The organism is Heyndrickxia vini (assembly GCF_016772275.1).
Classification (GTDB): domain Bacteria; phylum Bacillota; class Bacilli; order Bacillales; family Bacillaceae_C; genus Heyndrickxia; species Heyndrickxia vini.
The window spans coordinates 3,976,931-3,998,034 of record NZ_CP065425.1 but is presented as its reverse complement, the minus strand read 5'-3'; the positions used below and the strand labels follow the sequence as shown (position 1 = coordinate 3,998,034).

The 21,104-nt window shown below is 35.5% G+C and carries 19 protein-coding genes; 10 read left to right on the top strand and 9 right to left on the bottom strand.

Annotation, left to right across the window (positions count from 1 at the left end):
* Positions 1–196 precede the first annotated feature (196 nt).
* On the top strand, positions 197–550 hold the full coding sequence (locus I5776_RS19855) for a single-stranded DNA-binding protein (protein WP_202778219.1): 354 nt from the start codon (positions 197–199) through the stop codon (positions 548–550).
* A gap of 18 nt (positions 551–568) precedes the next feature.
* Complete coding sequence (locus tag I5776_RS19850) at positions 569–748, top strand: hypothetical protein (protein WP_202778218.1); 180 nt, start codon at positions 569–571, stop codon at positions 746–748.
* 143 nt (positions 749–891) lie between these two features.
* On the opposite strand, the gene I5776_RS19845 is transcribed toward I5776_RS19850, so the two are convergent.
* The 5 genes from I5776_RS19845 to I5776_RS19825 all read right to left on the bottom strand — a co-directional run bounded on the left by I5776_RS19845 (position 892) and on the right by I5776_RS19825 (position 8,872).
* Positions 892–3,684 (bottom strand): DEAD/DEAH box helicase, encoded by a 2,793-nt coding sequence (locus tag I5776_RS19845; protein WP_202778217.1) that lies wholly within the window; start codon positions 3,682–3,684, stop codon positions 892–894.
* A complete protein-coding gene (locus I5776_RS19840) occupies positions 3,677–5,242 on the bottom strand; it encodes an SWIM zinc finger family protein (RefSeq protein ID WP_202778216.1) in 1,566 nt (521 codons plus the stop codon). The genes I5776_RS19845 and I5776_RS19840 overlap by 8 nt, the downstream gene beginning before the upstream one ends.
* A gap of 17 nt (positions 5,243–5,259) precedes the next feature.
* On the bottom strand, positions 5,260–6,873 hold the full coding sequence (locus tag I5776_RS19835; RefSeq protein WP_202778215.1) for an alkaline phosphatase: 1,614 nt from the start codon (positions 6,871–6,873) through the stop codon (positions 5,260–5,262).
* A gap of 96 nt (positions 6,874–6,969) precedes the next feature.
* Positions 6,970–8,196 (bottom strand): efflux RND transporter periplasmic adaptor subunit, encoded by a 1,227-nt coding sequence (locus tag I5776_RS19830; RefSeq protein WP_202778214.1) that lies wholly within the window; start codon positions 8,194–8,196, stop codon positions 6,970–6,972.
* A gap of 16 nt (positions 8,197–8,212) precedes the next feature.
* Complete coding sequence (locus I5776_RS19825; protein ID WP_202778213.1) at positions 8,213–8,872, bottom strand: hypothetical protein; 660 nt, start codon at positions 8,870–8,872, stop codon at positions 8,213–8,215.
* A gap of 196 nt (positions 8,873–9,068) precedes the next feature.
* Here I5776_RS19825 and I5776_RS19820 point away from each other — a divergent pair, with 196 nt between their 5' ends.
* The 8 genes from I5776_RS19820 to I5776_RS19785 all read left to right on the top strand — a co-directional run bounded on the left by I5776_RS19820 (position 9,069) and on the right by I5776_RS19785 (position 16,229).
* Positions 9,069–10,133: an NAD(P)H-dependent flavin oxidoreductase gene (locus I5776_RS19820; protein WP_202778212.1), complete on the top strand. Its 1,065-nt coding sequence runs from the start codon at positions 9,069–9,071 to the stop codon at positions 10,131–10,133.
* 240 nt (positions 10,134–10,373) lie between these two features.
* Positions 10,374–10,997: a YhbD family protein gene (locus tag I5776_RS19815; RefSeq protein WP_202778211.1), complete on the top strand. Its 624-nt coding sequence runs from the start codon at positions 10,374–10,376 to the stop codon at positions 10,995–10,997.
* 14 nt (positions 10,998–11,011) lie between these two features.
* Complete coding sequence (locus I5776_RS19810) at positions 11,012–11,731, top strand: bactofilin family protein (protein WP_202778210.1); 720 nt, start codon at positions 11,012–11,014, stop codon at positions 11,729–11,731.
* Between the two features lie 27 nt (positions 11,732–11,758).
* A complete protein-coding gene (locus tag I5776_RS19805; protein WP_202778209.1) occupies positions 11,759–12,463 on the top strand; it encodes a polymer-forming cytoskeletal protein in 705 nt (234 codons plus the stop codon).
* A gap of 16 nt (positions 12,464–12,479) precedes the next feature.
* Entirely contained in the window at positions 12,480–14,000 is a 1,521-nt protein-coding gene (locus I5776_RS19800) for an MDR family MFS transporter (RefSeq protein ID WP_202778208.1), read from the top strand.
* Between the two features lie 109 nt (positions 14,001–14,109).
* Complete coding sequence (locus I5776_RS19795; protein WP_165797707.1) at positions 14,110–14,259, top strand: Lmo0850 family protein; 150 nt, start codon at positions 14,110–14,112, stop codon at positions 14,257–14,259.
* Positions 14,260–14,491: 232 nt separating this feature from the next.
* Complete coding sequence (locus tag I5776_RS19790; protein ID WP_202778207.1) at positions 14,492–15,478, top strand: ABC transporter ATP-binding protein; 987 nt, start codon at positions 14,492–14,494, stop codon at positions 15,476–15,478.
* Entirely contained in the window at positions 15,456–16,229 is a 774-nt protein-coding gene (locus tag I5776_RS19785) for an ABC transporter permease (protein WP_202778206.1), read from the top strand. Before I5776_RS19790 ends, I5776_RS19785 begins: the two co-directional genes overlap by 23 nt.
* A gap of 53 nt (positions 16,230–16,282) precedes the next feature.
* Here I5776_RS19785 and I5776_RS19780 read toward each other — a convergent pair whose 3' ends face one another.
* From I5776_RS19780 to I5776_RS19765, 4 genes are all read right to left on the bottom strand, one after another.
* A complete protein-coding gene (locus I5776_RS19780) occupies positions 16,283–17,617 on the bottom strand; it encodes a hemolysin family protein (RefSeq protein WP_246483851.1) in 1,335 nt (444 codons plus the stop codon).
* Positions 17,618–17,682: 65 nt separating this feature from the next.
* Positions 17,683–18,066 (bottom strand): MerR family transcriptional regulator, encoded by a 384-nt coding sequence (locus I5776_RS19775; protein ID WP_246483850.1) that lies wholly within the window; start codon positions 18,064–18,066, stop codon positions 17,683–17,685.
* 243 nt (positions 18,067–18,309) lie between these two features.
* On the bottom strand, positions 18,310–19,494 hold the full coding sequence (locus I5776_RS19770; protein WP_202778203.1) for an FtsW/RodA/SpoVE family cell cycle protein: 1,185 nt from the start codon (positions 19,492–19,494) through the stop codon (positions 18,310–18,312).
* A gap of 168 nt (positions 19,495–19,662) precedes the next feature.
* On the bottom strand, positions 19,663–20,958 hold the full coding sequence (locus I5776_RS19765; protein WP_202778202.1) for a hemolysin family protein: 1,296 nt from the start codon (positions 20,956–20,958) through the stop codon (positions 19,663–19,665).
* Positions 20,959–21,104: the final 146 nt, after the last annotated feature.

Here is a 21,104-nt window from a genome sequence, read left to right as displayed (position 1 = left end):
TCTCTCATATGAAAATAAAAATTAAAAATGCCTAAAAACGTTTTTTAAATAGGAAACTCATACTAAAATAAAGAATAAATCTTGCACAAATTTGTATTTTCAATAATTCAGTGAACAAAAAACGCCATTTCCCCAATTTTACCATATATGAAAATCAGGCTATGATAATAACAGAAAACGAAAGGAGGATATATTTTTGTTAAATCAAGTGACCTTAGTTGGCAGGTTAACAAAAAAACCTGAGCTTCGTTATACGCTGGAAGGGAAAGCGGTAATGAATGTTACACTTGCACTTAATAGGCAATATAAGAATAGTGCCGGTGAATATGATGCTGATTTTGTCTTATGTACACTATGGAATAAGGCCGCCGAAAATACAGCGAAATATTGTACGAAAGGGTCCATTCTAGGCGTTGTTGGAAAGATTCAAACGAGAAATTATGAAAATCAGGATGGGAAGAAGGTGTATGTGACTGAGGTAGTTGCCGATTCGGTAAAATTTTTAGGTGGAAAACCTTCGGAAGATAGGGAGCTCCATATAACAACTTAATAAAGAAGGGATTAGATAATGGAAGACTTAAAACAAAGAATAGAAAAATTAGAGAGCTTAGTTGAAGACCTAATTCTCATTTTAGGAAGAGCCAATCAGAGGGTGTTTAATCTCTCCATACAAACCACTCATTTAGAAAATCAACTACTGAACAATCATCAGAATGACCACACATTATCAAGAAAAAATGTTTCATAGGAACGACCATTCATCTATTTACTCCTAACAATCCTCATCAGAGATAAGTAACAGTTTCGTTTCCTCATAGTCCCCAAAAAAATTGAGACCAGACACATTCGTGCTGGTCATTTTTTTGCATATAAAATTAGTATTATTCAAAATTAGGATAGTGCTAATAAATCTTGTAGCTCAATATTCGAAAGCTCAGTGATCCAATTATCGCTTTGGATAATTTCATCATTTAATGCTTGTTTCTTTTCGAGCATTGCATCAATTTTCTCTTCTAATGTACCGGTTGTAATGAATTTATGAACATGAACAAAACGGCTTTGACCAATTCGATAGACACGGTCAGTCGCTTGATTTTCAACAGCAGGGTTCCACCAGCGATCAAAATGAATGACATGATTTGCAGCTGTTAAATTCAACCCAGTTCCCCCGGCTTTTAGAGAGATTAGAAAAATAGGGAACTCTCCATTTTGAAAGGATTGCACATATTCATCACGTTTGGCTTTAGGCATGCTACCATTTAAAAATGGTACATCTAAATTAAAATGGGAATTCAATGTTTCCTGAATAATTTTCCCCATTCCTATATACTGAGTAAAAATTAAACATCCCTCGTTTGCGTCGAGTACTGACGTTAGCAGTTCAATGAGCTTTTCAATTTTATGGGACCGTTTTACTACATTATTTGGTCTTTCCTCTTTCAAATATAAAGCGGGATGATTACAAAGTTGTTTTAAATGATTGAGCATTTTTAAAATAAGACCTTTACGCTCAAAGCTTGATAATGTTTCAATTTGATCAAATGTATCACGGATGAGCTGCTCGTAAAGAGAAGCTTGTTCGGTTGTTAATGGGCAATATTCTTTTTCTTCTATCTTATCCGGTAAATTTAGTTCAACTTCGGGATCTTGCTTTGTTCTTCTTAATAAAAATGGCCGAATAAGTGATTGCAGTTCCCGTATCTTTCCTTCTAAGCCATCCTTTTCAATCGGGAGAATATACTTCTTTTGAAATTGCGAAAAAGTACCAAGAAAGCCATGATTCGTGAAATCAAATATTGACCACAATTCTGATAAACGGTTTTCCATCGGTGTCCCTGTCAGGGCAATTTTGTGCTCCCCATTTAGTTTTCTAATTGCACGAGATTGCTTTGTTCCGGAATTTTTAATATTTTGTGCTTCGTCAATTGCTACCGTGCTCCAGTCAACACCAGATAACTCGTCAAAATCTAAATGGGATAAGCCATACGTGGTGAGAATGACATCAGCATCTTTTAAAGATTCACCAAAATAATCCCCTTTCGGACGATTTGGTCCATAATGAAGAATGACGTTTAAATTTGGTGCAAAGCGTACGAACTCCTTTTGCCAATTGCCGAGCACAGAGGTTGGACAAATGATTAGGGAAGGAGCATTCGACTTACTAAATTTTTTTACATGTAATAAATACGCTATAAGCTGAATGGTTTTCCCTAACCCCATATCATCAGCTAGAATGGCCCCAAAATGAAATTTCCTTAAAAAGGCTAACCAACTATATCCTTGTACTTGGTAGGGACGTAAATGCCCTTGAAACTCATTAGGTACGGGAAGTTGTGGAATATTCGTTAAATCCGTAAGCTGTTGAATTAATTTTTTTATAGACCGATTTAATTCGATTTGAATTTTGGCAAACGCTTTTGGATTAAAATCTTCATCTACTTCTACATCATCGATGATTAATTCTTGTTCAAAAATGTCTCGTACTGTTAACCCTTCTTTTTTTGCTCGCTTCATTAAATCTTGAATCTGTTTGATCATTTTTGGATCAAAGCGAACCCATTGGCCATTTAATTTAATTAATTTTCTTTGGCTCTCGATTAACTGCTGAAAGTCATCTTCTGAAAGCTCCGAACCATTAACTGATAATCGCCAGTCAAAATCAATCATAGCATTTAAACCAACAAAGGACGGAGAGTGACTAGTGTTCGTTTGTTTCATTTTCGCTTTCACTGCTATTTGGGCATCTTTCATTGCCATCCACCATGAAGGCAATAATATCTCAACTCCCAATACGTGTAATTTTTCACTTGCTTCAGTTAAAAAAAGCCATGCTTGGTCTTCATCTAATTCTTCAGTCAAGCCGTTAACACCTTTTAACCAAGGAAAAAGCTTTAACCAACGATGATATTCCTCCGAAACCTCAGCGATAAATGGTTTCCATCTAGCAGGGGAATCCTTCATTGAATATAAACGGTCTGGCAAGCCACGGTCACGCAATACAGTCTCTAGTTTCCAACTATCGTGGTCTTCCTCTGGTTCGGAAAGCCGAAGCCCAATCTCAAATGGACGATCATTTTCTATCCCTAGCCATTTTTGAAAGCTTACCTCATCAAAATACAAAGTTAACTCTTCTGCAGATAGTCCGGAGGTCAATAGGTGATTAATCTTATCACTTATTTCAGGTTTTGTTTGAAAATAGTGGTCTACGGCTGACTGAAACCAATTTCCGATGATCGATTGAACAGTCCTATCATTGAATGTTTGTTCCCAGAATGAATCATGGAAATCATCAATAACGAGTGAAGGAAGTGGCCATTGAATCATTTGCTTATCTTGTGTAAAAACAGGGGAGAAACTTCCTTTGATAATAGCTTCATGCATTGTAAAAGCGGTGGATAAGAGCATTTGCCCGAGTTCATCCCACTCCCACTGGATTATGGAACTGAAACTCTCCGTGGCTAATAGGGTGAGGAGCTCCCAACTAGTCACTTTCACTCCTTCGATTGAATGATGTTGTTCGAGCGACAGAGATGTACCAAAAAAGCTTTCTTTGTGCCAGATAAATAATTGGCGCTTCCAATCTGTGGGACTCACATGAATTCCGTTTTCATCAGTAGCATGGATAAAAAACTTTCCATCTTCACATTTTTCTATTACTACATGTAGCAACCTAGTTTTAAGCATGAATCAATTTGCCCCTTTTACATTCTTCGTGAAACGCACGCAAGCGTTTCGTTTTGAGTAACAAGCTTTCAAAAAAGCGTTCCCATATATCGGACGTTTTTTGTTTTTTATAGAGGATTCGGAGCTTTTTTAAATATCTTACTGCCTTTTTATAAGAATCCCGATTTCGTTCAGCAATCATATTTTCGATGGCTTCATGGTAAATCGGCATAAGTAAGTGAGGTTGGCCTTTTCCTATTGTTTCAAGTCGTGCACGATCGATAAACTCTAGCTCAATTCCTTTATATTGTTGCAGTTCCACCCACTCTTTAAATTTCCCTTTTGTAAATAAATAGTCACTATACTGATAATATGTATGCGGCAATGTTTGAATATATATTTTTTCTAATAAAAGTGGATTTTGCTCTGCTAGCATTCCCTCATTAATATACTGAAAAAATGATCGAATGAATGCGTAACGGTCATATTCACTAGCGTGTTCTAAATAGGATGGTACGAAAGCGGCAATCGTGTTTAAGTATAAATAAAGGCGATTGTATAGCTTTTGTTCATTTAAGTATTTTAGCCAAAAGGATGAGAAAGAAGTAATTTCTTCCCCATAATGTTGAATTTCATCGATCGCTACTTCATCATATCCGGACAAAATGGCGAGATGAATGAACCCGATTTTTATGCGATTTCCATTATCTGTTTTTACTAAATCGGATAATCGATTGTATTCTAATTTACGCCAGATTGATTGTTTAAATAAAAAAGTCCAAAGCAACTGATACAACTCTACTAATTCATATTCATAATAAGATGACTCTTTTAATAAAAAAATACTGTCTTCCCGTAAATAGCTTAAGTATGGATCAAATGCAAATGGTGCAGCAGATACTGTTAATATTTTTAAAGCTTCGTCAGCTTCATCAAGCATGAATTCGAAAAATCTTTTAAACGTCCGAATATGGTATTGAGAGCATAACTGATTCACTATTTTCATCGATTCATATGCAGCAAACAGTTGATAGAGTGGTTTCCACTCTCTTTCAACAGGAGCGTACTCGATCAAACCGCGGTATTTATTCTTACAGGTCACTTCAAGGACAAATTCATTCCTAGGATCAATCCCTCGATAGGCAGATTGAAATCGTGCCAACCACGCCTCTACTCTATCCAGGGTAACAGGCGTCTTTTCTTTTAATAGATCACTGCCTCTTTTTATCTGATCTAAAATATTTGTCGCAGATTCTTCTCTTTTCCAATCTTGGATCCATTCAAAAACACTTCCATCTTCACTATAAGCAGAAAAGAAAAGTGCTAGTTGATGGCGGCATATCCCTTCTTTGGGGCAGGTACAATGACTGGATGCGGGATTTTCTAATTTCAAAGTTACTTGGACAGGGGTTACATCCTGCACTTTGCCCACAATTTCTGTCGGTGATATTTTTTTATTGTAAACAAGTTGTTGTCGATATAGTAATAATCCTTTTTGGACAAGCTTTTGGTGGATATCACTAGCAGGGTCTAATAATACTTGTAGCTGTTCTCCATACTGTTTTATCTCTTTGCTCATGTGATTATCGAACCTCCCTAATCAAGACTAATCCAAAAGTTACTTCCGTTAAATATCGTAATCCCTTTTAATTCTACAACATTTTCATTAAAAACTTTAATGTTTTTATTTGCGGGATAGGTAATCGTTGTTTCGCCCTTTTTTGCAATGAAAATGGGATTTTCCTTCGCTGTCAGATCAATTTTCGTTTCATATCCCTTGTTTTTGTAATACTCGTTTGCATTAATAAAAAGGGAATGATTCAGTCTATTAAAGGAAGGAATCTTTAAAAACTTAGCTATGATTTTCGGGATTTCTGTATTATTGATGAGCCCAACTGGTTTACTCGGCCCGTATGCATACAAGAAAACATCTTCACCGGTATGTCCTCTTGTAGTAAATCCTAAATGTGCGCGTTTAGCTAATTGACTGACCATTTCTTCTTCCAAATCTTTTGCCTTTTTTAAGCGAGTAAATTCTTGCTGGGATAACGGATCTAACCCATATGATTTAGCTACCTGTTTAATATTGGTGTGATCAGTATTCAATTGAGACATTGCGCCAGCTAGTGAGTATTTTGCCTTTTTTAGCGGGTTTATGAAATTTTGCACAGGTGTTTTATAATACGATTGTCTTGTATCGCCATTTCCCATTGTGAGACCACTGTTCCCGTGATCCGTTACAGCGATTAGTAATGTATTTTTATCGTTTTTGGCAAAACTTAGGGCTTCCTTAACAGCTTCATCAAAAGATAGTACCTCACTTATCATTCCAATGGGGTCATTTTTATGTGCGGCCCAATCAATTTTGCTGCCTTCCACAAATAAAAAGAAACCTTTCTTTTGCTTTGACAAGAGTTCTATTGCACTTTTCGTCATCTCTGCTAGGGAAGGCTGCTTAGGTGCTAGTTGTTCACGATCAATTTCATAAGCAATATCTTCCTTTGCGAAGCTGCCCCATACTTTTGTGCCTGATATATTTTTTAATTGTTCCTTTGTTTCGATATAGTGATAGCCCTTCTTTTTAATTGTCTGAATTAGGTTTTCACCGTCTTTTCGATATTGTGGCAATGCTGAACCGATCCCCATTGGTTGTTGGGGAAGTTGATTTTGATCCGGATTTTTTGGAAGGAGGGCTATTTTTCCGCCTCCTAATACAACGTTGATTCCTTGATGAACTTGTTGTTCAGCAATATCATCATAATCATTTCGAGATGTAGAATGTGCAGAGAAAGCAGCGGGTGTTGCATGTTGAATAGGGGAAGTAGAAATAAGTCCAGTGGACAGGCCCATGATTTTAGCTGCTTCTAGTATATTGACGGTTGGTCTTGCTACAAATCCATTGTTTTTGTCCAAAAAGGGAATCATTCCAATCATATCTTCATTAGTCTTTTTTCCTACAGCCATTGCAGTCGCAGCTGCTGCTGAATCGGTGATTCCAGATCGTAATGAATATGTTTGGACACCTCCTACTAAAATGTCGTCTAGCGAAAGTGGACTTCCTTTATACCACCTTGCAAGGGTTACAACATCGGAATTTGTTCCATCCATAACCATAAAGATAACATTTTTTGGCTTTTGATTATCTGCGTGGATGGAGGATAGTGACGTTGGAAATAGAAATAACATGGCAATAAAGACTTTTTTCATCATAAAATTCACCTCAACCTGTTAATACTTTAGGTTTTGAGATTGGCGAAAAAATATTCTTCGTATGAAAAAAAGTGCCTTAGACGGCACTTTTATCTCCTATTTCTGCAAGATTCCAATTGTCACATATTTTAGTGTGGATTTCCACTTTACTTGTTTGATTGACTTTTTGTTAATATCCTCTATGTTAAGAGGGGTGATGAATCGACCTGATTGCCTAATGGATTCCGGTTTATTAATATAAAAATCCCCGACCCGTGCTCCGCTATTAATCTGTTGCTTATCATTTATTTGAAAGCCAAGAGTGATTGGTTTCTTTTCTATTATACCTTTATTTAGAACCCAAATATAATGTTTCTTATTCTGTGTGAACATACTGCCTTTATTAATAACTGTTGCATTACTTATTTCTTTTGTAATCACTTGGGTGTTTACATGGTAGCCTTCATGTAGTTTTTGTTCGAAATCATCTAAAGAAATTTCATAAGGGTATAGTGATTTTTCTTCAACTTTTGGTTTGTTTTCAGGTGAAGTGGAAATCTTCTCAATAACACCGGTAATTTTCCCTTTAAATAGTTTGGAAGTGGAGATTGTTTTCATACCACTTGCCACTCGGGATAGTTGCTCCTCTGTTAATGCTCCTTGAATAACGGGCGATGTAGAGACAATTGTAAGAACAGGATTTTTTAAATTGTATGAAATGTTTTTGACGATCCCGGAAGTGTTGCTGACAATTGTTAGATTTTTGGCTTCACTGTCATAGTTGTTTTTTTGCTCTTCATATTGCTTAAGCTGTTGTTCAAGTTTTTCTTTTTCTAGCTCCTTTTGGTTGATCTCAATTTTAATGGAATAAGAGATGGTCTTTGGAATGGAAGTTGACTTCTCACCCTTTTTATTTGTCTTTACTTGTGCTGCTTCATCCTTTTCTGCATCGGACAATAAAGAGGACAGATTTTGCAGATGAGTATCAATACTTTCAATTTCCTGTTCGATTCGATCAATTTCCGTATCCAGTACCCTTTTTTGTTTCTCAATATTTGAAGAGGAATAATCAAATAAAGGAGTGCCCGTCTCAACTGTATCTCCTTCTTTGACTAAAAACTGGTTAAAACCTGCCTCTTTATCAACATAGAAATATTGTGTTTCAGATGGTATGACAACTCCATCGCTGGTAAATGATTCAATTAAATGATTTTGTTTTACGGTTTCCCATTTCGAAACGTAATGTAAACGTGCGATTTTATTATTCTTTTTTTCTATTAAATACACATTTACCGCTATAAATAGTAGGGCAAAGGCTATTAATAAAAAAGTCCATTTCTTCATAACGATTCACCCCACATTAAAATAAACGATAAAAATCGATATCGGTAAGTAATGATATGATACCCCAGAATATAAGGTTGACGACGATCACTAATATAAGCAAAGGTACACGTTTTTTTTCTGAAAGGGAGCATAAACCTTTATATTGAATATAAATTCCCCAAATCTTAAAGATAGATAGACTACCTAATAATGCAATTAGAAATGGAGTGGTTGTAATGTATTGACCAATTACTCCGAAAGAAAGCGGAGAAGAATACCAGTCCAAGTCAAGCCATAAAACAAGGGGAAAATAGGTAATGTGTTCAATTAAGAGGATAAATAATACAAATACCTGTATTACTACTAGTTTACGATAGGATACATCTGCAAATACACTGAATGCAAGCGGAGCGATGTACAATATGCCAATGGAATAAATAATACCTGAAAGTATTTTTCCCATGACGAAGAGAGCCTTGTGCCATTCGAATACTCCTTTTGGATCAATAGTAAGAGTTCTCGAAATGGAGGTAGATCCAATCCCCATTAAACCTTCCAATGCAAAAATTACTGCACTAAATAATATCATTAAAAACAGTCTCATTTTTAGTCCATAAATGACTTCTGCTTTACCTAATTGAAAGAAAGTAGTCTTCGGTTTAAATAAGTGAAAAATACGAGATTGGTAGACCATGCATAAACCCCCGTCAGGTAAAATATCTACCATTATTCTATCTTATTTTACATAAATATTACAACCTTTCAAAAAAATAAGTATTATATGTTGAATTAGCTCGAAAGATATATTTTAGTCAAAAATTAACAATTAGTTTAATTTAAATACTGGGATTGGTACAATAATTAGAAGTAACGAAAGGGGGAGAATTACAATGTTTCACAATATCTTGACCAAAACTTTACATATAGACTATCCCATTATACAAGCACCTATGGCTGGTGGAATTACAACACCAGAACTAGTTGCAGCTGTTTCAAATGCTGGCGGAATTGGTATGATCGGAGCAGGTTACTTAAATGCAGAACAAACGAGGGAAATCATACGTGAGGTTAAGTCACTTACATCTCATACGTTTGGGGTTAATTTGTTTGTGCCGGAAGAAAATGTAGCGAATGAAGTGGAAATCTTAAAAATGAATAAGCATTTACAAAAGTATCGTGAAGAATTAAATCTTCCAATTGCGGGGCAAACAATAGGTAATAAAAATGTATTTGAAGAGCAAATAAATATCATCATAGAAGAGTGTGTTCCTATCTGTACTTTTACATTTGGATTACCTCCGGAACCAATTGTGAAACAGCTGAAAGAAGCAAAAATCTTTTTAATGGGAACGGCAACAACAGTAAAGGAGGCACAATTTGGGGAGAAAGCGGGAATGGACGCAATCGTCGTACAAGGCAGCGAAGCGGGTGGACACCGTGGTACATTTCTTGAAAAACCAGAGAGTAGTATGATCGGATTAATATCTCTCATTCCTCAAGTCGTTGACCAAGTAAATATCCCAGTCATAGCCGCAGGGGGAATAATGGATGAAAGGGGAATAATGGCAGCCCGCAGTTTAGGTGCACAAGGGGTGCAAATGGGAACGGCTTTTTTAACTTGCAAAGAAAGTGGTGCACACAGCTTGCATAAAGCTGCAATCCTCGAAGCATCTGAAGAGGAAATGGTAATAACAGCTTCTTTTTCAGGTAAAAATGCCAGGGGTATCAATAATCGTTTTATTGAAGAGATGAGTGTGTATGAAGGGGATATTCCGAGTTATCCTATTCAAAATTCTTTAACAAAGGATATTCGCAAAGCTGCGGGGGAACAAAACAATCCTAACTTCATGTCATTATGGTCTGGACAGAGCCCTAGATTAAGCAAAAATATAACAGTTAGCGAGTTAGTCCAAGGACTGGTGGAAGGATATAATCGAATCAAGGGAACCATATAGGTGTAAAACAATGTTAAGAGAATAATGTGAAGAGCGAAACAGTGTGGCGTTTGTGCCATGCTGTTTTTTGTTTATGCCCTAAAAGATTCCCACGGAAAGGAACAGTTCATTCCCAAAAACAACCTTTGTATGAGGTTCATATTATATCAACCAAAAAAGACATTTTTAGTCGTTGTAAAAAACATTTGCGTAACGTAACAGTGTTATGTTACATTGATTTCATGAAAGGAGCGTTATGTGATGAGTCAAGATTTGATATCCAAAAAGGACTTGTTAGACCTGACAGGAATCTCCTATGGGCAATTGTATCGATGGAAAAGAAAAAATTTAATACCGGAAGAATGGTTTATTCGGAAATCAACTTTTACAGGGCAAGAGACATTTTTCCCTAAAGTAAAGATATTAGAAAGAATTGAAAAAATTCAATTAATGAAGGAAAACTTATCTTTAGACGAATTAGCTGATGTATTTTCTCCAGATTTAACAAATGTAAGTCTTAGTTATGAAGAAATTTTAAAAAGAAGAATCTCATCTAAGCCTGTTATGGACTTTTTTATTGAGAATATCGGTCAGTTAGATGAATTTTCTTTTGAACAAACACTAACGATTTACATTCTTGAAAAGATGCTTCAGTCGGGGAACATTAATCTGGATGAAGGAAGAATGGTTCTCGATGTACTTCTGGAGCATTATCGGAAAGTAGAATCCAAAACAGCGGAGTTAATTTTTATTCGAAAATTAGGAATGTCAACCTGTTTTCTTGCGTCGAATAATGATGAACTTTTCTTTGAAAAGGGAACAAAAATTATCGTTCGCCTTTCATTAGCTAGTTGTTTGGAAGAATTAAAATCAAAATGGACGTAATGGAGGAATTGATCATGGGGTTGGGTAGGAAAAACGATTTAGTGATTAATGGTTTTGGAAGATCGAATGGTGGTCGATTTGAAGATGTTGTATTAAATGGTAAAGGTACAATTGATGGAGATGTTGAATGTAAGGTGTATGACTGCAATGGATTAGGAACATTAAATGGCAATGTGACGGCCGAGACCGTACGAATAAACGGTAAAGGGAAAATCAATGGCAATATTGTTGCAAGGGATATTACGGTTGATGGTCATGCTTCATTAGGCGGAAACATTTCACATGAATCACTTAGAATTTCCGGACATTGCTCACTTGGAGGTACAGTGAAAGGGGATAAAATTAAAATAAACGGAAAGGCAATTATCGGTGGTGACTGCGAGACGGAGGAATTTGTTACAGAAGGATTGTTTACAATTGGTGGTCTTTTAAACGCTGAAGAAATTGATATAGCCCTTTACGGTGAATGTAAAGTAAAGGAGATTGGCGGTCAGTCCATAAGAATTCGGCAAAAACCATATGGATTAATAAAGTTATTCCGTTCATTGTTTCCTACCCGACTAATAACCGACACTATTGAAGGCGATGATATCTATCTGGAGGGGGTCCGTGCAAAAATTGTTCGGGGAAACAATGTTACGATTGGCAACAATTGTGAAATAGATTTAGTTGAATACTATGAAGAATCTTCTATAGATAAAGGTTCAAATGTGAAGAAATGCATTAAGTTATAGTACAACTTGAGGATAGGAGGAAGAAGAATGGAGCGAAGGAATCTAAATATATTTGGTTCAGGAAGCTATTCGGGTGGTCACTATGCAAAGGTAAAAATAAAAGGAGATGGAACGGTAACCAGTGATATAGATTGCCAAGAATTCAAAACGCATGGAAATAGCGAATTATTAGGGAACGTCAAAGCTGAATCATTTATTATTTATGGAACCGTCGATATAAAGGAAAATTTGAAATCAAATATAGTAAAAATAAATGGAACGATGGACATTAATGGTGATATATCAGGTCATCATATTTTAATTCGTGGAAATGGAGAAATAGACGGGAATCTTTATGGAGAAAAAGTAGAGGTCAAAGGAGGTCTATCTGTTAAGGAGAATTGTGAAGTAGAAATCTTTCAATTAGATGGTGGGTTTCAAATTGGCGGACTATTAAATGCGGGGAATATTAACATTGGCATGAAATATGGGGAAAGCAGAGTAACAGAAATTGGTGGAGAATCAATTACAATCCGTAAAAAACCTTCATTTCTTGGTTTAAGCAAACAATTTGGGAAAATGACAACAGAAATGATTGAGGGAGATATCATATATTTAGAATATACGAATGCGAAAGTTGTTCGCGGAAATAAAATAGAAATTGGACCTGGATGTGAAATTGGGATAGTTGAATATAAAGAAAACTTCAAGCAACATAAGACATCGACTGTAAAAGAAAATAAAAAAATATAGTAGAGGAGAGGAATCTATGGTTGATAATAAAAGTAAAATAGGATTTGTGGTAGCAGGTCTATTGTTAGGAATACTAATGGCATCGATGGATAATACCATTGTTGTTACTGCGATGGGCACGATTGTGGGAGATTTAGGCGGGCTAGAAAGCTTTGTTTGGGTGGTATCCGCCTATATGGTAGCTGAAATGGCTGGTATGCCGATATTTGGTAAATTATCAGATATGTTTGGCAGAAAGAGATTTTTTATGATGGGATTAATTTTGTTTATGATTGGTTCTATCCTTTGTGCAACAGCGGGAAACATAACTCAACTTAGTATTTATCGTGCCATTCAAGGGATTGGAGGAGGAGCATTAGTTCCAATCGCATTTACCATTGTTTTTGATATTTTTCCACCGGAAAATCGGGGGAAAATGGGTGGATTGTTTGGAGCTGTTTTTGGATTATCAAGTATTTTCGGCCCGCTTATCGGTGCTTATATTACTGATTATATCAGTTGGCATTGGGTGTTTTTAATTAATCTACCATTAGGCATTCTTGCACTTGTATTTGTTACATTGTTCTATCATGAATCAAAACAGCATGTGAAACAGAAAATTGATTGGTGGGGTGCTATCACACTAGTTGGTGCAGTCGTTTGCCTTATGTTTGCTTTAGAATTGGGCGGGAAGAAGTATGCTTGGGATTCAACGACAATCATCAGTCTATTTGCTAGTTTTGTTGTTTTGTCAATTATCTTCATTTTGGTTGAAAAAAGAGTTTCGGAGCCTATTATTTCATTTCCAATGTTTAAACAGCGTCTATTTGCGGGTAGTACACTAGTAGCACTATTTTATGGAGCAGCATTCATGACTGCTACACTATTTATTCCGATGTTTATTCAAGGGGTATACGGAGGTAGTGCAACAAACTCCGGATTAATCTTACTACCAATGATGCTAGGGTCGGTTATAACTGCACAATTAGGTGGATTTTTGACAACGAAACTAAGTTATCGTAGCATCATGTTTATTTCAGGAGTAATCACTATAGTTGGGATGTTTTTACTTACAACAATCACTCCTGAAACAAAACGATTCGTGCTTACTATTTATATGATTATTACCGGCCTTGGTGTAGGTTTCTCCTTTTCAGTACTTCAAATGGCAGCAATCCATAACTTTGGGATGGAGCAACGGGGCTCGGCAACATCAACAAGTAATTTTATTCGTTCTTTAGGAATGACGATAGGAATCACAATCTTTGGAATGATTCAAAAAAATATATTTGCCAATAAAATGGATAATATATTTTCTGGGTTGGGCCAAATGCCAAAAGGAGCAGCCATCGATCCGAATGCACTTCTAAATGAGCAGGCACGTACACATATTCCAACAGAAATTTTAGAAAAAATCACAACTGCTTTATCCTCATCCATTGCTCATACATTTATGTGGGGGTTGGTTCCAGCAGGATTAGCATTTTTATTTATCTTTGTAATGAGTAAAGAGAAAATGGTGGTAAAGAAAGAAACTAGAATGGAATCTTCATCCTAATTAGTCTAGAAAAGTGAACAAAGTGTTAAAATTTTTTGAAATCAATATACATCATTACTAGTTTAGGGTAAAATAATAAAAGATGTTAAATTCGAAGAGGTGATCTTCCTTGAAAAGAGATCATGATAAACTGAAGAAGGTAATTACTAACTTTGCGGAAATTGGGGTAAAACTATCAAAAACAAAATCCCGACTAGAAATCTTCAAAGTATTAGAAGACGTAAAAAACATCCCAAAATATCCGAAACTACATCACTAATAGAAAAGCGTAGGCGCCTTGTTCATACCTTGAGGGTCTAGGCACTGACGCTGAATCACAATTCATATTATAAAATAAGTCCGTTCATTTATCGGGCTTATTTTTTTTGCCAATTTCTTATGATGCCATTTAAGACGATTCGTAGACCAATATAAAATCAGTCTTAAGGTGGAAAACAATGGGTGAGAATATTGTATAATAAATACAGAAAATTGCGATTAGGGGTGTACGTATGGAATTTGTCATTGACATTCAACATTTAAAAAAGAGTTATAAAAAGAGAAAATCAAATGAAGTAATTGAAGCAGTAAAGGGGATTTCACTACAAGTAAAAAAAGGGGAAGTTATCGGTTTGCTTGGGCCAAATGGAGCAGGAAAAACAACGACGATTAAAATAATGATGTGCGGTCTTTTGTTACCAAATGAAGGAACGGTGACGATTAATGGAATCGATATGGTGAAACATAGGCTAAAAGCACTTCGACATATTTCCGCAGTATTAGAAGGAAATAGGAATCTTTATTGGCGAATGACGGTGCGAGAAAACATGGAATATTTCTCAGGAAATCGAGGATTGTCGAAAAAGGAAATATCAGATAAAGTCGATGAGCTTCTCGAACGGCTAAATTTGACACAAAAGGCAAATGAATTAGTGAATTCGTTATCAAGGGGAATGCAACAAAAACTCTCAATTGCAATTGCAATCCTTGCTGATACAGAGATTATTTTCCTTGATGAACCGACATTAGGACTAGATGTGGAAATAAGCTATGAAATTAGAAACTTACTAAAAGAAGTGGCGAAAGAATATAATAAAACCATTTTGTTAAGCTCGCATGATATGCCTGTCGTTCAAGAAATATGTGAGCGGGTCGTAATTATAAACGAAGGAAGAATTGTTACGGATGATAGTGTGAGCAACTTGCTTTCACTTTTTGATACAAAGGCATACACCTTTACACTGGGAACTATAGTGTCCCATCAATTCCTTGAAGAAATAGGGGAGCATTTTATTGTACATTCAGAAACAAATAATTCCGGACAATCGATTGTGACAGTAACAATTCAACACAGTGATGACTTTTATAAAGTTATTGAACTGTTTAAGGAAGAAAATATAGTCATTGAAAAAGTAGATCGTTCCATTATTGACTTTGAGCAAGTCTTTATGAAAATAGTTAAGGGGGAAATGGTGCATGAAGTGGCTGTATCTGTTTAGGGCAAACTTCCGAAGAGAATATATTTATTTAAAAAGGTACTTACCGAACACAATTAGTGAACTTATCACGTTTTACGCCATTTTTTTATTTCTGTTTTTTGGCATTCAAATTGTCGGCGACCCATCCACTGTTGAGGTTAATGTACAAAATACAATTGTGAATTATTTGTTTTGGTTCTTGGCTATGATGGTGATGCAAGGGATTGGATGGAGTATTATGAATGAAGCCCAACTGGGTACACTAGAGCAAATGTATATGTCACCAATGGGGGCATGGAAAATTCTACTTGCTCGAATCATCTCTTCAACTATTCTTCAACTTATCATGATTGTCATTCTATTATACTTATCGATGGTAACAACAAATACCTGGCTAAATGTAGATGTTCTGTCTATTCTTCCAATTTTGATATTTACATTGATAAGTATGGTCGGTGTAAGCTTCATGATTGCGGGATTAGCGATTATTTTTAAACAGATTGGTTCCTTCCTGCAGATTTTTCAGTTTATATTAATGGGACTGACCTTTGCTCCGCTTTCAACTATGCCTTATTTAACGATTTTGCCTGTAGTAAAAGGGGTGGATATGGCTAGAGGAATTATGATTCACCACTCAAGTTTAATGAATTTTTCAATCGGCGACTATACATCACTAGTTGCTAACGCTGTAGTATATCTTATTCTTGGTATTGTTGTATTTAAACGCTGCGAAAAAACAGCGATGATAAAAGGTGTACTAGGACAACACTAATAATAAAGAAATATAAAACAAGCACTGCTATGCAGTGCTTGTGCTTTTTCTAATTATAGTGCAGCTTCTGAATTAGTGATTGGGAGCTGCTTTTTTAGCGTGACATCTTGCGTTTGTTTTTTTCTCACTTCAACATATTTTACATGAAGGTCTTCCATTTCCTTAATAGTGAAATCAAAGTTTTCAAATTCGATGATATCTCCCTGTTTAGCTTCATAATTTTCGGTTAAGACCCAGCCACCAATTGTATCGATATCCTCATCATTGATACTTGTGCCAAGGAGATCGTTCACTTCAGAAACTAAAACTTTCGAATCAATTATATAATGATTTTCTTTTACTTTTCGAATAAGCGGTACCTCATCCATGTCGAATTCATCACGGATTTCACCAACAATTTCTTCAACAATATCTTCTACTGTCACAAGACCGGAAGTTCCGCCATACTCGTCAATCAATACAGCCATATGAATCCGTTCCTTTTGCATCATTACAAGCAACTCCTGAATCGGTATCGTATCTATGACTCGAATAATGGGGCGGATATATGAATTGAGTGTTGGATTGGATCGGTTAGAATCATTAAGTAAATCTGTTAATAATTCTTTTGCATTTACCATTCCGATAATGTGGTCTTTATCACCGTCGATGACCGGATAGCGAGTAAATCGTTCCTCACGAATGGTTTGTAACAATTCTTCAAAAGAATCTTCTTTTGAAAGCGATGTAATTTCTGTTCGTGGTACCATAATTTCCTTTGCAATTCGATTATCGAATTCAAATATTTTATTTACATATTTAAACTCAGATTGGTTAATTTCACCGCTCTTGTAGCTCTCGGAAACAATAATCCGCAATTCCTCTTCTGTATGTGCTAATTCATTCTCATTGACTACTTTAAGACCAAATAGCCTTGTCACAAGTCGGGAAGAACTGTTTAAAAGCCATACAAATGGGTATAATATGCGATGAATAAAGATAAGCGGTCGAGATGTTAATAAACTAATCATTTCAGCCTTTTGTATCGCCACTGTTTTCGGTGCTAATTCACCTACAACTACGTGAACAAATGTAATGAGTACAAAGGCAAGAATGGTTGAGATAACGTGCACAGATGGACCAGTTATATTCACAAATGAAAATACCGGCATAAGCAACTCAGAAACAGTTTTTTCACCTATCCAACCTAAAACAAGGGAAAGTATTGTAATTCCTAATTGTACTGTAGATAAATATTCATCTAGATTAGAAAGTATCTTTTTTGTTGCAAGAGCGTTTTTATTCCCTTCTTCGATTAGTTGATCAATTCGCGTACTTCTTACCTTTACTATTGCAAATTCCGATGAAACAAAAAATGCGGAAAGTGCTATGATTACAAAAATAAGCACAAGCCTAAATATGTCGTCCAAATAAGTTTACCTATCCCGTAACAATACGAGATAGGAGTCACCTCCTATTTTGTTATTAAATTTAAAGAGTTTACTAAACAAGTACTTTCTGAAATTAACTTTTGGTAAAATGCTTCCTTTTCTTCTTGATTTAGTTTTTCAATCGCAAAAATTAAATCAGATAGCTCATTATTTAATTGTTTTAATTGATGATGGACAAAATCAACCCGCTGTAAAAGTAACTTTTCATCTAATGTAGTACTTTTTTTGATTTCTAATTTTTCACGAATTGTATCAAGAGGCAGGGACAGCTTTTTACAGTCTTCAATAAATTTCAAGTCATCTATTGCGTCTGTTTCATATATTCGATAATTAGACTTTGAGCGACTCGCTTTCAATAAGCCAATACTAGTATAGTAATCTATCGTTCTTTTTGAAACATTCGCCAAAGATGCTAATTCACCAATACGGTACACAGCCCCATCCGATCACCCCTTAATAAAATGTTAAACATATTATAAAAAAAATAAACCGTACAGTCAAACGTGATACTTTTAATAAGGTATTTCTCCGCTGTATAACAGGGTGCACCACGCGTTTCATCGTTCTTTAACATAATTTATGGAGTTATATTGTACACTATGCTCTATATTTAATAATAGACATTCGAATTTCTCATGAGAATCGATTCATTAATTTTCCGAAGAAAACATGTATTCCTTATGGTAAAATCGGATGCTAAATATTAAACCTAAGGCTAACATATTTCCCATTAATGAGCTCCCGCCATAACTGATAAATGGAAGTGGTATTCCTGTAATTGGAAGTACCTGGATTGTCATTCCAATGTTCTGAAACACATGAAAAGTTATCATACAAATAATGCCAGCGCAAACATAAGAGTTAAATGGGCTTTTTGTAAAAATGGCTGTTTTCGTCAAATGGTAAATTAAGAAAAAGTATAAACAAATGACAATACTCGCACCAATAAATCCGTATTCTTCTCCAATTACACTAAAAATAAAATCTGTATGTCGTTCAGGTAAATAAACTTCTTTGTTAAAAAAGCCTTTACCTGATATTTCACCTGAACCGATGGCGCTAATTGAGAGCAAGAGATGCCAGCTTTCTTCAGGGTAGTTTTCGGGGTAGAGCCAAGCATAAATACGATCGAATTGATATGCTTTAATAGGTAGATATTTGACAAGGATGTCAGGTGCCCATATAACAAAATATAATATGGTTCCGCCAATTCCTATTATGGAGGAATATAAAGGGACGATGATTTTCCAAGTAATTCCCGAAATAAGAACTAAACCGGCAACGATAGCAATAAAAACTAAACCTGTACCTAGATCGGGTTGAAGCATAATTAAACCGAGTGGCAAAGCGGTAATTAAACCGACTTTTACCAATAGAATCAGATCGGTTTTCGTTGTTTTTACGGTCACTTTTTCATTATGGGAGGCAATTATATTACTTACCGCGAGAATTAGGAATGTTTTCATGAACTCAGATGGCTGAATTTGGCCTAAACCCGGCAAAACGTACCAACTCGTAGCGCCATTTCTTTTAGGAACTAAGCAGCCTGTATCGATACAATGCGGTGCAACGAGTAATCCCGCTAATAAGAGCACTCCAAATCCGTAAAAATAAAAGGAAAGTTTTCGATACTGGCTAGGGTCTAATACAAGCGCCATCCCGATAATTATAAAGCCAATAACATACCATATTCCTTGTTGAAGAACAAAATTTCCTTTATATTGCGCAGATGTTTGTGCACTTGAGATGGAGATGCAACTAATAATTAAAAATAAGAACAAGATAAGTACTAAAGTCCAATCAATTTTATCCGTTACTTTTTGTTGCCTTTTCAACTATTTTCACCTAATTTCTATGTAACACATCAATAGTTATAGACGTCTTACTTTAGAAAAGGTTTCTTTTTTTTATGTCCGTTCCTTTCCGCTGCAGGCACTTGCTTTCCGCTCCAATCCACTCTGTGCTTTTTAAAAGCAGCAATCCTTTGAAAACCTTTTAGACTACTAATGAATTTTTTTCACTTCTACATATTGGACATGTGATTGTTCCATATCTGATACAATAAACTCAACATTCTCCAATTGGACAATATCACCTTTCTTTAAATCATATTTCTTCGTAAGAAGCCAGCCGCCAAGGGTGTCAATCTCTTCATCAAAAATATGTGTTCCCAATAAATCGTTCACTTCTTCAATTAGTACCTTTGCATCTAAAATATAGTGAGACTCATTAATTTTTCTAATAAGTGGAATTTCATCTGAATCGAATTCATCACGAATTTCTCCGACGATTTCTTCAAGGATATCTTCAACAGTTACTAATCCGGCAGTTCCTCCATACTCATCAAGTAAAATAACCATATGTGTACGATCCTTTTGAATTTTAGATAAAAGCCCTTTGATTGGAACTGTTTCAATAACTCTTGGAACAGGTTTAATATATTTTTCAATCGGGTTTTCTTCGAGACACTCATCAAAAATACAATCGGTTAAGACTTCTTTTATATTTACAATTCCGATAATACTATCTTTATCACCGTTCGTAATGGGGTATCTGGTGAACTTTTCAACCTTTGCAGTTTCCAAAATCTCATCAATAGTTGCTTCCTTTTCCAATGTCACCATTTCTGTGCGCGGCACCATGATTTCCTTTGCGATTCGATTATCAAATTCAAAAATATTATTTACGTATTTATATTCGGATTGATTAATTTCACCGCTTTTTAGACTTTCTGATAAAATGATTCGTAGCTCTTCCTCGGTAGGTGCAATTTCACTTTCTGAGGCAGGTTTCAAACCAGCAAGTTTGGTTACAAGGCGTGATGAGTTATTTAACACCCAAATAAATGGAAACATAATGCGATTGAACCAAACTAATGGTTTGGCAACAAATAAGGTAATCGCTTCTGTTTTTTGGATTGCGAATGATTTGGGGGCAAGTTCACCTAATACAACATTGAAAAAAGTAATAAGTGCAAAAGAAATAATAAACGAAATCACGCTAGTTATGGATGGTGGAAAGCTAATCTTATTAAGAATTGGGTTTAAAAATACTTGAACGGTCGGTTCACCTAACCATCCTAAAATCAGGGAAGTAACGGTGATGCCCAATTGAATTGCTGATAAATAACTATCAAGATTGGAAATTACTTTTTTTGCCGTAATGGCGGACTGGTTCCCTTCTGCGATTAATTGATCAATTCTAGAATTTCGAACACGAACAATAGCGAATTCTGATGCGACGAAGAAAGCTGTGATGGCAATAAGAATAACAATAATTATAAAGTTGACTATTGGCATAGGACTGTTTTACTAAAAAGTAAAACTTGCACCTCCTCTTATTGTTAATGTACCCGAAAATCATACAGAATAAATCTAAATAAGAAAGGTTGCAAAACAATCGATGATACAATAATGTAAAAAATATTATAAGGATTTATCATAAA

Bases quoted from the DNA above. Each gene is read 5' to 3' on its own strand.
- I5776_RS19840 (WP_202778216.1), bottom strand. From the start codon at position 5,242: ATGAGCAAAGAGATAAAACAGTATGGAGAACAGCTACAAGTATTATTA.
- I5776_RS19850 (WP_202778218.1), top strand. From the start codon at position 569: ATGGAAGACTTAAAACAAAGAATAGAAAAATTAGAGAGCTTAGTTGAA.
- I5776_RS19825 (WP_202778213.1), bottom strand. From the start codon at position 8,872: ATGGTCTACCAATCTCGTATTTTTCACTTATTTAAACCGAAGACTACT.
- I5776_RS19785 (WP_202778206.1), top strand. From the start codon at position 15,456: ATGAAGTGGCTGTATCTGTTTAGGGCAAACTTCCGAAGAGAATATATT.
- I5776_RS19820 (WP_202778212.1), top strand. From the start codon at position 9,069: ATGTTTCACAATATCTTGACCAAAACTTTACATATAGACTATCCCATT.
- I5776_RS19805 (WP_202778209.1), top strand. From the start codon at position 11,759: ATGGAGCGAAGGAATCTAAATATATTTGGTTCAGGAAGCTATTCGGGT.
- I5776_RS19790 (WP_202778207.1), top strand. From the start codon at position 14,492: ATGGAATTTGTCATTGACATTCAACATTTAAAAAAGAGTTATAAAAAG.
- I5776_RS19765 (WP_202778202.1), bottom strand. From the start codon at position 20,958: ATGCCAATAGTCAACTTTATAATTATTGTTATTCTTATTGCCATCACA.
- I5776_RS19815 (WP_202778211.1), top strand. From the start codon at position 10,374: ATGAGTCAAGATTTGATATCCAAAAAGGACTTGTTAGACCTGACAGGA.
- I5776_RS19810 (WP_202778210.1), top strand. From the start codon at position 11,012: ATGGGGTTGGGTAGGAAAAACGATTTAGTGATTAATGGTTTTGGAAGA.
- I5776_RS19835 (WP_202778215.1), bottom strand. From the start codon at position 6,873: ATGATGAAAAAAGTCTTTATTGCCATGTTATTTCTATTTCCAACGTCA.
- I5776_RS19845 (WP_202778217.1), bottom strand. From the start codon at position 3,684: ATGCTTAAAACTAGGTTGCTACATGTAGTAATAGAAAAATGTGAAGAT.
- I5776_RS19800 (WP_202778208.1), top strand. From the start codon at position 12,480: ATGGTTGATAATAAAAGTAAAATAGGATTTGTGGTAGCAGGTCTATTG.
- I5776_RS19830 (WP_202778214.1), bottom strand. From the start codon at position 8,196: ATGAAGAAATGGACTTTTTTATTAATAGCCTTTGCCCTACTATTTATA.